The 13,268-nt window shown below is 62.3% G+C and carries 10 protein-coding genes; all 10 read right to left on the bottom strand.

Annotated features, from left to right (window positions below; all coding sequences use genetic code 11):
* Positions 1-165 precede the first annotated feature (165 nt).
* The gene (gene vgrG, locus F3J17_RS07395) at positions 166-2,673 is read right to left on the bottom strand and encodes a type VI secretion system Vgr family protein (RefSeq protein ID WP_167055436.1); all 2,508 of its coding nucleotides are present in this window, start codon (positions 2,671-2,673) and stop codon (positions 166-168) included.
* Positions 2,674-3,082: 409 nt separating this feature from the next.
* On the bottom strand, positions 3,083-4,159 hold the full coding sequence (locus F3J17_RS07390; protein WP_167055433.1) for a Rieske 2Fe-2S domain-containing protein: 1,077 nt from the start codon (positions 4,157-4,159) through the stop codon (positions 3,083-3,085).
* Between the two features lie 141 nt (positions 4,160-4,300).
* On the bottom strand, positions 4,301-4,702 hold the full coding sequence (locus F3J17_RS07385) for a hypothetical protein (protein WP_167055430.1): 402 nt from the start codon (positions 4,700-4,702) through the stop codon (positions 4,301-4,303).
* 77 nt (positions 4,703-4,779) lie between these two features.
* Positions 4,780-7,209 (bottom strand): efflux RND transporter permease subunit, encoded by a 2,430-nt coding sequence (locus tag F3J17_RS07380; RefSeq protein ID WP_167055426.1) that lies wholly within the window; start codon positions 7,207-7,209, stop codon positions 4,780-4,782.
* Positions 7,210-7,261: 52 nt separating this feature from the next.
* Positions 7,262-8,245 (bottom strand): YCF48-related protein, encoded by a 984-nt coding sequence (locus F3J17_RS07375; RefSeq protein WP_167055423.1) that lies wholly within the window; start codon positions 8,243-8,245, stop codon positions 7,262-7,264.
* Between the two features lie 51 nt (positions 8,246-8,296).
* Positions 8,297-9,502: an acetyl-CoA C-acyltransferase gene (locus F3J17_RS07370; RefSeq protein WP_167055419.1), complete on the bottom strand. Its 1,206-nt coding sequence runs from the start codon at positions 9,500-9,502 to the stop codon at positions 8,297-8,299.
* A gap of 46 nt (positions 9,503-9,548) precedes the next feature.
* On the bottom strand, positions 9,549-10,040 hold the full coding sequence (locus F3J17_RS07365) for a MaoC family dehydratase (protein WP_167055416.1): 492 nt from the start codon (positions 10,038-10,040) through the stop codon (positions 9,549-9,551).
* Positions 10,037-10,840: an SDR family oxidoreductase gene (locus F3J17_RS07360; protein WP_167055413.1), complete on the bottom strand. Its 804-nt coding sequence runs from the start codon at positions 10,838-10,840 to the stop codon at positions 10,037-10,039. The genes F3J17_RS07365 and F3J17_RS07360 overlap by 4 nt, the downstream gene beginning before the upstream one ends.
* Entirely contained in the window at positions 10,837-12,084 is a 1,248-nt protein-coding gene (locus F3J17_RS07355) for an acyl-CoA dehydrogenase family protein (RefSeq protein ID WP_167055410.1), read from the bottom strand. The genes F3J17_RS07360 and F3J17_RS07355 overlap by 4 nt, the downstream gene beginning before the upstream one ends.
* Entirely contained in the window at positions 12,081-13,265 is a 1,185-nt protein-coding gene (locus tag F3J17_RS07350; RefSeq protein WP_167055407.1) for an acyl-CoA dehydrogenase family protein, read from the bottom strand. Before F3J17_RS07350 ends, F3J17_RS07355 begins: the two co-directional genes overlap by 4 nt.
* Between the last annotated feature and the right edge of the window lie 3 nt (positions 13,266-13,268).

Here is a 13,268-nt window from a genome sequence, read left to right as displayed (position 1 = left end):
ATTCGGATGTACCGCTGCGTATATAAGATTTGCATCCAGATCATCTCTCGGCGCACAATAGACGACAAAAGTCACAAGTCGGTGAATAACCGTTACGCTCTGAGTCGGCATGTTCGCCCCACTAGACATTGAACCAATGGGGCCTTGTGTAGAAGCAGTCATTTTTCAACCTTCTGAATTATCTACATCGCAGCAACTGTCTGGTGGGATGCCGCTGTCATTCTTTTCATCCTGTAACTGGTGCGGATGTAATTTCACCTTCTGCGCCCTCCCAGTCCAGATCCGCTCGGTCAACCCGTTCTCATCGGTGCGGCCATACCACATCGAACCGTTTTCTGCTTCGAGTCGATATGGATAGTTTTTAAGAATGGCTCCACTGGTATCCCGGACGGTAAATTGCGCGCTGTAGTCTTTGTCGCCTGGCAGATCAGGCAACGGTGTACGCATCGACTCCTTACCTTTTTTCTGGATCGTAATGACCTTAAAGAACAGGTCAAATGGGGCACCGAGCGTAATATTGCCGTCTTTGATCTGGATGAACGCACCGCCGCATTCAAGGATGATTTCTTTCGCCGCTGCTACGTGGACCTTGCCGTTGACGCTTGCGATCGATACATCCCTGTCAGCGGTAAGAGACATCGGACCGTTCTGGGCCTGCACATCGACGGGCCCCTTGCCTGCAAAAACTTTGAGACCAGCCCGCGCAAACAGCGATGCCTTTTCACCGGCCGCGACTGTAAAGCGCTTCAATACGCTCCAATCGGCATTCTTTCCTGCCACCGCGTTAACGTTGTCCTGTGCCGCGAACTGGATACCTTGCCCCGCCACGAGCGCGACCGATGCGGGCGTGCTCATGAGCAGCCCCGGTTTCTTCAGACCGTCCAGATCTTCCTTCATCTGACGCTGTGCTTCGGTGTCGGCGGGTTCGGCCTTCGCGCTGCCGGCACACGTCGCAAGCGCCTTTGCGGTTGTCAGCGCGCTCTCAAGCTGCGCGATGGTCTCCTGCATGTCGAGCTGCTTGCCGGTCGCTGCGGGGCGATCGTAGGCGGTCACCATCACGCCTTTGCCAGCCCTCAGTGCCCCCCAGCCGGAAGACCTCAGCTCATAGCCTTCACCGCGGTATTCGAGCTTGTTATTGACGAGGTAGCCAAGATTCAGTTGCGATTTACCCGAGTGCTCCGTGCTAAGCTTCGCACCTTCCTGACCCGACCAGTCCTCAAAGCGCAGTTTGTTGTTTTTCTGCGTGCGGATCATGTTGCGCGAGAGCCATCGCCGGTCACTCGTCACGAGGTCGCTCGCCTGTGAATGGTGGTAGAAGCCGCTGATTTCGGGCTTATCCGGGTCCCCATCTCTGAATGTGATTATTGCCTCGTCATGATCCAGCGCGACGAAGTGCATGCCGGTTTGCAGTTTCCCGGCGAAGGGCTTCGCCAAACGCAGCCGCACGCTCTCACCCCCCTTCGGCCAAACGCCGAAGTCGGCGTCCAGCCGTACTATGTAATACCCCGCTGAATTCAGGTAGCCGTAGGCGTATTTATCAGGACTGCAAACCCGTGCCGAGAGCGTACCGCCGATTTTCGCCCACTTCATCGGTTCGAGCTGGAGAAGGAAGCGGCGATCGGCAGGGATCGCCTTGTATGTATTGGAGTAAGCCTTGTCACGTGCACCGCTGTGTGTGATCTCAACGATTACCTGCCCCTGCAAAGCGTCAGGCAGCACGATATCGGTTTCGAGGACACGCGCGCAATGCAGCGACAGCACGTTACTCCCACCCTCGTAGATCACCTGGCGCGCGAGTGCGGCCTCGTGGCGCAACTGCGCTTCCCGCTTCGCACCTTGCTGATCGAGGTGGCCGGTGCCGTAAATGTAAGGCTGGCCGTAGGTCGTGGGATCCTGCGGGGCGATGTTCGCAGTATCCCTGAAGCGCTCCCACGCGCTTTCCGGGTTGTAGTCCGCGACTATGAACGACTGCGGCACAATCTCAGTGTGCGTTTTTAACGCCGTGACTGCTTCCATTCCACCTGCTTCGAGCCCAGCCGCTTCACGGTACGGCACGATGAGGCGCGGGTCGTAGACATAGTGATCGATGTCGTCACCAAAGACGATATGGTCGCCGTGCTTCGTCTCGACCGTGTAACAATAAATGCCGGCCTTCTCCATGAGCATGTGCACATAATCGAAATCCGACATCTGGTATTGGAAACGCCACAGCACCTTGGGATAGCTGCCTCGCAGGCGGAATAGCATCTGATGATCACGGATGCCGTGGGCGCGCAGAATTTTCTGGATAATCTGCGGGATGGAGAGGTGCTGGAAGACCTGAGTATTGGTGCCTGCTTGAAGCCGTCCGAAGTGCGACTTGAGAGCCAACTCGTACTGCGTATAGTCTTTCGTGGTCTTCATCATCGAGAAACGTTCGATGTAGCCCGAGAACGTTCTCGTCATGCCGTCATCTGCGACAATCCTGAATGTTGCATCGCGGTTCAAATAGTCAGCGCGTGCAAGCTGCTGCGGATGCGTCAACGTAATGCGCACTGCAACCGGTGCGCCCATCTTCTCAGTGGCTTCGAATGACACAACTGAAAGCAGTGCCGCGCTTTCGATTCCGGGAATATTCAGGAAATGCGGCTGCCTGCCCGGTATGGCTTGAAGCGCGTCTTGCAGGTCCGCCATAGGCTGGCCTCCTCGCTTGGGTTCTGGAGACGCGGCCCGACACATCAGGACTGCAAAGGTTGGGTACGGCCGCGCTGCGGGGCCAGTTCAGCCCGTCAACGCTTTTACCCTCACGAGCCCCTGCTAATCAATACAGCAATGCCCGAAAATCTATCAACCATTGCCACAGCGCAACATCTCGAGACGAGAAGCTGTTTCCCAGTGGATCAGTGTTAGTCGATCTTCCGATGGATTCCATGGCGTGGCTGGCCCTAGGCAACCACTCGTCTAAAGTGTTGCTTATGCCCCCGCACACCTGTTGCCTATGTCTCCGGTCCATACACCGCGGCAAAGAAAGTAAGTGCCGCCCCGCACAGGGGCAACACTCGCAAACCACTAACAAATCAAGGAAATGCCAACACCAAAAAAATCACCCCTCAAAAACATGATGCAACGGCGGCACAACACCGCCCTCTCTCACAGTAATCTCAAACACCTTCCTCAACCGACTAGAAGGCCGCACATCTCCAGCATCCAGATAAAACTGCCCATACCAATCCCGCATCTGATAAAGCGGCCCATCCCCCTCACAAAGCAGCGGATTATCGATCCGCGTCTTGCTATCCCAGATCGCCACATCCTCATAAAACGCCGCCTGCGCCTGCTCCACATAAGCCCGCGCAATCTCCAGATTCTGTTCCTCCGAGACACCCGGAATCTTCTTCACCATCACCCCATAGCGCAGCTCAAAGCTATTCATATCAATCGGCACATGGCAATTCAAAAGAATCGAATGAATCGGATGCCCACCGCTTTGGCCAGTCATTTCGGTGATGTGATAAGCCGGTCCAAAGTATGTCGATAGCGCAACAAGCTCATCCCCACCCAACCGTTCGCTGCGCCCCACCAGCAATTGCGTCGCCTTATGATCCTCGAATAGATTCGCAAAGTAATCGACCGGCGCGCCATGCACAGTCGCAAAATGCGCCATATCCGAGATGTTATCCACCAGCTCGCGACAATTCGTGCCGATCACCATCTTGTCGACGATCCAGTCCGACCACTCATCGGATTCGCAAGCTGGAATCGAGGGAATCGCAACATCATCAGGCGGCGCCGCGCCTTCCGGATCGTGCCAGACGAACAGCAAATGATTTTGCACACACGTATGCCACGCACCGATCTTCGCTTTGGGCGGAATACGCTTGCAATAGGGAATCGACTGGCATTGCCCGTCACCGTCCCATTGCCAGCCATGAAACGGGCACACGAGCGTGTCACCTTCTACGCGGCCGGTGGAGAGATCCGCGCCCATATGCGGACAAAATCCATCGACGATACGGATACGTCCGCTCGAATCGGCGAATGCGGCAAGGCGGCGGCCAAATACGTTGAGCGTATGCGGCTGGCCGTCCTGATAGTCGCTCGCGAGGCCCAGGCAATGCCAGCCTCGCGCGTAGCGCTGCACGAGCGGCTGGGCTTCAATCTTGTACGGACGTGCGGACATGGTTCTCCTCCTGTTTGAATGGAACGTGGGGCTCCTGCCACGTTAGTCGGGCAGCGCACGCCATTCATCGTCCCGACGGACTAGGGACGAACGAGGAGATATTCCAGATGAGCCGGATGGTGCCGCGATGGGCTCATGCCATCAGTCGTCGCAGGTGATGTCCTGCTTGCGCACCACGATGATGACCGGATAAGTGCCGTGCTCAAGCTCGACGCGCGCCACCACGGTGGTCGTGGTCGGGTCGCTGTCGTCGTACACGCTCACCTTGTCCTTGCGCAGATTGACGAGGCCTACGCAGCGTGTGGCGTGCCCGTCGTCGTCCACCTGGCAGTCGATCTGGTGGTCCGAGAAATAACGGTAGCGGTCACGCTCCGGCAGTGCGAGATATTCGCGCATGCTGGCCGCCGCGCCGCCCACGCCGCTCACACGGCCAATCGAGCATTCCTGTTGCGGGGCGGCGGCGTCGCTCGCGGTTTGTGCCTGCGCGAGCGGGCTGGCCGCGACAACCAGTGCGGCAAATGCCGAGGCGAAGAGAATTTTCATAGCGCGAATAACGGTAATCGAAGCAAAGCCCCGATTCTAGCCGGATCGCGCCACGATGGCCGTCAGTTCCGCAGTGGTCAGGACCGCGCCTGCGCCACCGCCGCGCCGCGCAACGCCGCCTGACTTCCTTGCACCGCGCGCCGCTCGGCACGCTCGACGCCCAGCCAGGCGGCCAGTGCCGGCAGCAGGAACACCGCGCCAAACAGGTTCACAAGGAACATGAAAGCCAGCAGCACGCCCATATCCACCTGGAATTTCAGCGCCGATCCCGCCCACGTTCCCACGCCGATAAACATCGTCACCGCCGTGAAAAGCGCCGCCGTGCCGCGCTGGCGCATCGCCGCGCCGAAAGCTTCGGGCAGGCTCGCCCCGGCGCGCAGTTCGTGCTGCAAGCGCTCGTACAGATAGATGCCGTAATCGACGCCCACGCCAACGCCCAGCGTAATGACGGGCAGTGTCGCCACCTTCAGGCCGATCCCCAGCCACGCCATCACCGCATTACAGAGAATCGAAACCAGGGTGAGCGGCACGATGATGCACAGCACGGCGCGCCACGAGCGGAACGTGACAAAGCACAGCAGCGCAATCGCACCGAAGATCGACAGCAGCATCGCGATTTCCGCATCGGCGACCGCCTCGTTGGTGGCCGCCATCACGCCCACATTGCCGCCCGCCAGGCGAAAGGCCACGCCCTGCGTCTCGTCCTCGGCGGCGAAGCGCTTGATTTCATCGACGATATGCGCGATGGTGCGGCCTTCGTGATTGTCGGTGTAGATCAGCACCTGGATCGCCTGGCAGTTCTCCGTATTCATGCCATTGTCCGGGTCGAACGCGCCCGCGCCTTGCGTGAGGCCGTCACTCGAACGCGGCAGCGCGGCCCAGCGCGGATTGCCCTCGTTGAAGGCGGCAATCGACACCTTCGCCAGCGACGGCACGCTCACCACCGACTGGACGCCCGCCACGCCGCGCATCTGCATTTCGAAGCGCTCGATCGCGCTCATTACCGGGTAATGCAGGCAGGCATCGTCATAACCTTGCGTTTCGACGATCACGGCGAGCGCATCCACGCCGATGTTGTACTGGCTCGTGATGCGCGCGTTATCCAGGTTGTAACGCGATGTCGCGCGCAGCTCGGGCGCGCCCGATCCAATATCGCCAATCTGCAGCGCACGCGACGCCTGCGCGCCAAACGCGAGCAAACCCAGCGCCACCGCAAACACGCCAAGCGCCGGCAGCGGCCGCGCGAATACGCCAAAGCGCGCCCAGCCGTCCGCCTTGCCGCCGTTCTGACGCTGCGCCACACGGCGCTGCGCATGCGCCAGCGCGCCGCGTTCGAGCCGCGTATAGGAAAGCAGGATCGGCAGGAACACCTTGTTGGTGACGATCATCAGCAGCACGCCCAGGCAGGCGGTAATGCCCAGCTCGCGCACGATATCGATGCGAATCCGCATGATGACCATGAAGCCCAGTGCATTCGTGAGCAACGCCACGGTGCCCGGCACGAACAGCTTGCGGAAAGCATCGCGCGCCGCATCCGCCGACGATAAGCCGGTGGCGAGCGCCTGTTTCCAGGCGTTCGTCATCTGCACCGCATGCGAAACGCCAATCGAGAAGATCAGGAACGGCACCAGAATCGACATCGGATCGATGCCCAGACCCAGCATCGGCAGCGCGCCCAGCAGCCACACCACCGGCAGCAGCGCGACGCACAACGCGAGCGCCGTGGTGCGCCACGAACGCGTGTAGGCGAGCAGCAGCACGGCCGTAATCGCAAACGCAATGCCGAAAAACACCATCACACCCGCAATGCCGGCCTCCACATCGCCCACCAGCTTGGCAAAGCCGATGATGTCGACCTCGACATTCTGGCTCGCGTAGCGCGTGCGAATCTGCTCCAGCTGCTTCGCCACCGCGCTGTAATCGAGCCGCTTGCCCGTCACCGGATCGGTCTCGCGCAGTTCCGCGCGAATCAGCGCTGCTTTCAGGTCGTTGCTGACGAGGCGGCCGATCTGTCCCGAGCGCGCCACATTGCGGCGCACCTTGGCGAGATCGTCGGGATTATTGCTGCTGAACTGTCCGGGCACCACCACGTCGCCGCGAAAACCCGCTTCGGTCACTTCCGTGTAGCGCACATTGGGCGTGAAAAGCGAGAACACGCGCGAGCGGTTCACGCCGGGAATGAAGAACACATCATCGGTCGCGTGGCGCAGCGCATCCATGAAGGGCTCGTTGTAGATATCGCCCTGCCCCTTCCAGCGCAGGCTCACCAGCACCGTATTCGCGCCCGGAAAAGCGCTGGCGTAGCGGTTGAACACCTGCATATAGGGGTGTTCCATTGGGATCATCTTGTTGAATCCCGGATCGAGCCGCAGCCGCGTGGCCGAGTAGCCGAAGGCGGCAGTCAGCGCCACGCAGAGTGTAAGCAGCACGAGGCGATGGCGCATGATCGCGCTGGCGCAGCGATCCACGAAACGCGCGAGCGAGGAAGTGCGGGGAGTAGCGGTCATGGGCAAGCCTTTTATTTCGCAGTACGATTCGGTTGATGACGACGAGGAGGCGTCAGGATGGCGCGTTGGTCTTCGCTACGGACACGGGCAGCGTCCAGCGCATCACGCCCGCTTCGCCCGCTACGAGCAGATGACCCTGGCCTTCATTTAGCACGGCCGCCAGGCTTTGCACGCCGCCCGCCTTACGTACGACGTAATGCGCGCCGCCATCGCTCGAAGTAACGATCGCGCCGCCCTGACCGACCAGCACGAGCGGGCCGCCCGGCAACTGCGTCGCGCCGAAATACGAGGTGCCCACGCCGCTATCGATATGTACCCACGTCTGCCCATCGTCATCCGAGCGCAGCACGTTGCCGCGCATGCCATAGGCAAGCCACGCATGCGCGCCCAGCGGCAACACGCCGAACAGTGAGCCCGCGTATGGCGAGGCGCGCTTTTCCCAGTTCGCGCCATCGTCGTTCGACACCAGCAGCGTGCCGGTCTCGCCCGCGATCACCACATGACCTTCGGAATCTCCCGCGATAGCGTTTAGATGCCGGTCATCCGCAGGCGTTTTTTGTGCGCTCCACGTCGCGCCTTCGTCGTGCGATACGAGCAACTGCCCGAAGCTGCCCACCACGAAAAGCGGTCCATTGGCGCGTCCCCAGACTGCCAACAACGGGTCGGAATGCCGATGATCGAAACGTACTTCCTGCCAGTGCTCACCGCCATCGACGGTACGCACGATCCAGCCGTCGTGCCCCACAGCTACGCCCACGCGCGGCGAAACGAAGAACACCTCCGTCAGCGTCGACGCTTCATCGGGCGTGATGGCGGCGCGGCGCCAGCTTGCGCCCGCATCATCGCTAAGCAGGATCACGCCGCGCTCGCCCACCGCGACGGTGCGCGCCCCTGCCTGCGCCAGACCGTTGATCTGCAGCCGGTTGGCCGCAATGGTGCTCGCGGGAAACGCGGGTAAAGGGCGCGGCGCAAACGCGAAGAGCGCCGCGCCCAGCACCGCCGCCGACATCACCAGGCCCGGCAACGAATTTTTCATGGGTGTCTCCTCGATGTTGTCGTGTGCTGCTTTTTTGTGGCGCGCAGCGTTTTATGCGGGAATCTCGAACAGCGCCGCCGCACCCATCCCGCCGCCGATGCACATTGTCACCACGGCCAGGCGCGCGCCGCGCCGCCGCCCTTCGATCAGCGCGTGCATCGTCATTCGCGCCCCCGACATGCCGAACGGATGCCCGAGCGAAATAGCTCCGCCATTCACGTTAAGCCGCTCCATCGGGATACCTAACTGATCGCGACAGTAAATCGCCTGGCAGGCAAATGCCTCATTGAGTTCCCAGAGACCGATATCGCTCACGTTCAAGCGATGTCTCTCAAGCAGACGCGGCACGGCGAATACGGGGCCGATGCCCATTTCGTCGGCTTCGCAGCCCGCCACGGCCAGTCCGCGAAAGATGCCCAGCGGTGCCAGGCCGCGCGCGCGGGCGCTTTGCGCGCTCATCACCACCACGGCGGCCGCGCCATCCGAAAGCTGCGAGGCATTGCCTGCCGTGATGTATTCACCTTGCGTCACGGCTTCGCCGCCACTCCAGACCGGTTTGAGCACCGCGAGGCTTTCGGCGCTGGTATCGGCGCGATTGCATTCGTCGCGGGTGGCGCACAGGTCTTCGTGCCCCGTGACGTTACCTTCCTTGTCGAACAGCGCACGACGCACATCCATCGACACGATTTCCGCGTCGAAGCGCCCTGCCGCCTGTGCTGCCGCCGTGCGCCGCTGGCTTTCCAGCGCAAACGCGTCCTGGTCCGCGCGGCTGATGCCATAGCGGCGCGACACCACTTCGGCGGTTTCGATCATCGCCATATAAGCGGCGGGTTGTTGCGCGAGCACGCTTTCGGCCCGTGCGCGATAGCTGTTTTTATGGCGATTCTGCGTGAGCGTGATCGATTCCACCCCGCCCGCCACGACGATATCGGCGTCGCCGCACGCAATGCTGCGCGCCGCCACCGCAATCGACATCAGCCCCGACGAACACATGCGGTCGAGCGCCATGCCCGGCACGCTGGCCGGCAGCCCCGCCGCAATTGCCGAAAGCCTTCCGATGTTGTAGCCCTGGGTGCCCTGCTGGGCGGCGCAACCCATGATGACGTCATCGATCTCGCGACCTTCCAGGCCCGCGCGCGCCACCGCCTCGCGCACCACATGGCCGCCCAGCGCCGGCGCTTCGGTATCGTTGAAAGCGCCCCTAAAGGCCTTGCCGATGGGCGTGCGCGCCACCGAAACAATCACGGCTTCGTTCATCGAATGCTTTCCTGTTGCGATTCAGATCGCGTTGAAATCAGAGGTATCAGAAGTAATAACGGCTGATCGTATCGGCGACGCAACCCGGCTTGGCTTCGCCTTCGATCTCTACGGTCACGCGTATCCAGGCCTGCACGCCGCCCTCGATCGCCTCCGCGCGCAGCAGTTCGCCCACGCCGCGCACGCGCGCGCCCACCCGCACCGGCGCGGGAAAGCGCACACGATCGCAGCCGTAATTCACGCCCATGCGCGCGCCGTCGATGCGCACGATCTGCGGCAGAAAATAGTTGACGAGCGAGAGCGTGAGATATCCATGCGCAATACAGCCGCCAAACGGGCCGCTGCACGCGCGTTCGGGATCGACATGGACCCATTGATGATCGAGCGTGGCATCGGCGAACTGGCCGATGCGCGCCTGATCGATCGCGAACCACGGACTCGCGCCCAGGTGTTCGCCCACGGCATCGATCAGCGCGCCCGGCTGCGCGAACACGCGCGCCGGAACGCTTGCCACGTTGAAGTCGAGCGTCTCCATCATGCGTGCTGGCTGCTCACGGAGAGCACTTCGCCGGTGAGATACGACGCGTAGTCGCTTGCGAGGAACACCATCACGTTTGCCACCTCCCAGACTTCGGCGGCGCGCCCAAACGCTTCGCGCGACGCCAGTTGTTCGAGCAGATCGGCCGGGGCCGACTTCTTCAGAAAATCGTGTAGCGCGATGCTGGGCGCCACCGCATTGATGCGCACGCCGAAAGACGCAGCTTCCAGCGCCGCGCAGCGCGTGAGCGCCATCACCCCGGCCTTGGCCGCCGCATAGTGCGCCTGTTCGGCCTGCGCGCGCCAGCCCAGCACGGAAGCGTTATTGACGATGGTGCCGCGCCCGCGCGCCTGCATCGGCGGCAGCATGGCGCGCATCATGCGGAACGTGCCGGTGAGGCTAATGTCGAGCACGCGCGACCATTGCGCATCGTCCATATCGACTAGGCGGCACGACCCGCCCAGGCCCGCGTTATTGATGAGCACGTCCACGCCGCCCGTCTGCGCTTCGGCGAAGGCCACGAGCGCCTGCACCTGGGCTTCGTTCGACACATCGCAAATCTGGCCGTGGATGGCGGCGAGGCCGGTTTCGTCGCGTAATCGTGCGACGGCATCGTTCAGTCGCTTTTCGTGGATATCGGAGACGATCAGCGCGCGGCAGCCCTCTTCCGCGCAGCGCTTCGCAGCGGCGAAACCGATGCCCGCGCCAGCGGCGGCGGTAATCAGCACGGCCTTGCCTTCGAGCAGTTGATGGCCCGCCACATAGGGCGGCGCGATGGCGAGACGATGTTCTGCGTTCATGCTTGACCTCGTGGTTCCCTGGGCATGCCGAGCCCACGCTCGGCCATGATGTTGAGCTGGATTTCGTTGGTGCCGGCATAAATGGTGTCGGCGCGCGAAAACAGGAAAACGCCTTGAAGGCGACTGCGTTTCGTCATTTCCGCCCCGTTGCTGGCGACATCGACAAAATTCGCCTGATCGCCCAGCACGTCCATTGCCAGTTGCCCTAGATCACGATGCCAGTTCGACCAGTAGTACTTATAAATAAGCGCCGATTTGTCCTGTACGGCGGAAGCGCCTTGTGTGCCTGGTGTGCCTTCTACGCCCAGCATGCGCAACGCGTTGTGGCGCATGATGCGCAGCCCTGCCCATGCCCGCGCGATGCGCGCGCGAATCGATGCATCGCCATCCACCCCGGCTTCCTTCGCCGCCTCGATCACCCAGTCCAGTTCGCGGATGAACTGCATTTGCTGGCCTAGCGTAGAGATGCCGCGCTCGAAACCCAACAGCGTCATGGCGATACGCCAGCCGTCGCCGGGCTGGCCGACAAGATCGGCGGCTTCGGCGCGTGCGCCGTCGAAAAAAACTTCGTTGAATTCCGCGCCGCCGTTCATCTGGCGGATTGGCCGGATCTCTACGCCTGGCTGTTCGAGTGGCACGAGGAAAAAGGACAAGCCCTTGTTGCCGCGCGATTGCGCATCGCTGCGTGCGAGCACGAAGATCCATCCGGAATCGTGCGCCAGCGAGGTCCAGACTTTCTGGCCGTCGATACGCCACGCGCCGTCCGGCTGACGTTCAGCACGCGTGCGCACGTTGGCGAGATCCGAACCCGCGCCTGGCTCCGAATAGCCCTGGCACCAGAACTGCGTGCCCGCGAGAATACCGGGCAGAAAGCGCGCGCACTGGTCTGCGCTGCCGCATGCAATCAGCGTCGGCCCTAACAGCCCTTCGCCGATATGACCCATGCGACCCGGGCCGCCCGCGCGCGCATATTCCTCATGGAAGATCACCTGATCTGCCACGCTCCAGCCGCGTCCGCCCGCCTCCACCGGCCAGCCGAGTCCGGTCCAGCCGCCCGCGGCAAGTTCGCGCTCCCAGTCCTTGCGCAGTTCGGGAAACGCGTCTTCGTCGCCGGGGCCGCCGCGATAGCGCAGGCAGGCGAATGCGCCGCACAGATGCGCCTCCATCCATGCGGCAATGTCCTCGCGCAAACGGGCTTCGCGTTCGCGCGCGTCATCCAGCTTTACGTCGTTGCGTGCGTTCATGCGAATGCTCCTGCAAGCGTGGTGTCACGATCCATCACATGACTGGCAAGCCAGCCGAGCATCCCGGGCGTCGAACCGAATAGCGCTCCACTGGCCTGAGCGCGCTTGAAATAAAGCTGTGGATCGTACTCCCAGGTAAATCCCACCCCGCCATGTAGCTGGATTGCTTCCTGGGCGCAGAACCGCAGGGCATCGTTCGCGCTGGATTTAGCAACGGCGATATCGGCAAATTCGACGTCGGTGAGCGCGTTCTGCGCGGCGTCCCAGCCCGCCGCCGCGCCCAGCACCGCCGAGCGCGCGGCTTCCACGGCGACGAGCATTTCTGCGCAACGATGCTTGACCGCCTGAAACGAGGCGATCGGACGCCCGAACTGCACGCGCTCCGAGGTGTAGGCGAGCGTCAGATCCAGGCATTGCTGCGCGCCGCCCAGTTGTTCGGCGGCCAGCGCCAGTGCGGCGAACCATGCTGCGCGGGTGAGCGCAGCACGCATGGTCTCGCCTTGAGCCAGGCACGCGTGGCACGCGACGCTCACCGCCTCCAGTTCGATGCAAGCAAAAGGCCGTGTCGCGTCGAGCGTCGGCAAGGGCTTGCGCGAAACGCCAGCCTGGCTGGTCTCAACCGCGAATAGCGCAATATCGCCGCCCACGCGCGCGGGCACGAGCAGCAGATCGGCCATGACGCCGTCGATGACCGCGCTAAGCGTGCCGCTCAGGGTGTAGCCCTGCGCCGTTTCTTGCGCTTCGATGGGCCACGCCTGCGCATTCGCTACGTCAAACGGCGCGGTGCGCGCGAGCGCCAGCGTCGCACGCGTTTCCCCCGCCGCGATGCGGGCGAGCCAGCGCACGGTCTCCTCGCTCTCGCCATCGTCGCGCAGACATTGCGTCAAGGCCTGCGCGGCCAGCACAGCCGTGCCAAAGTAAGGCACGCACGCCAGCCGTCGCCCTATCTGCTCCATCAACAGCACCAGTGCCGTTGCGCCCAATCCCGCACCGCCCGCCTGCTCCGGTACGCTCAAGCCGCACCAGCCCAATTCCCCGGCCATCGTCTGCCAGAGCGCGGCGTCATAGCCCGCGTGGCGTTCGATGGCACGGCGCACCTCGGCGGAGGCGCTCTGTTGCGCCAGCACCTCGGCGGCGCTGTCGCGGATCAGCACCGCTTCTTCGCTCAGGACGAGATCCATAGC

Origin of the sequence: Burkholderia sp. Ax-1719 (assembly GCF_011753055.1) — a bacterium.
In the GTDB taxonomy this organism is placed as follows: Bacteria; Pseudomonadota; Gammaproteobacteria; order Burkholderiales; family Burkholderiaceae; genus Paraburkholderia.
Note: the sequence above shows the minus strand (reverse complement) of the source record. Positions and strands in the feature narration are given on the sequence as shown.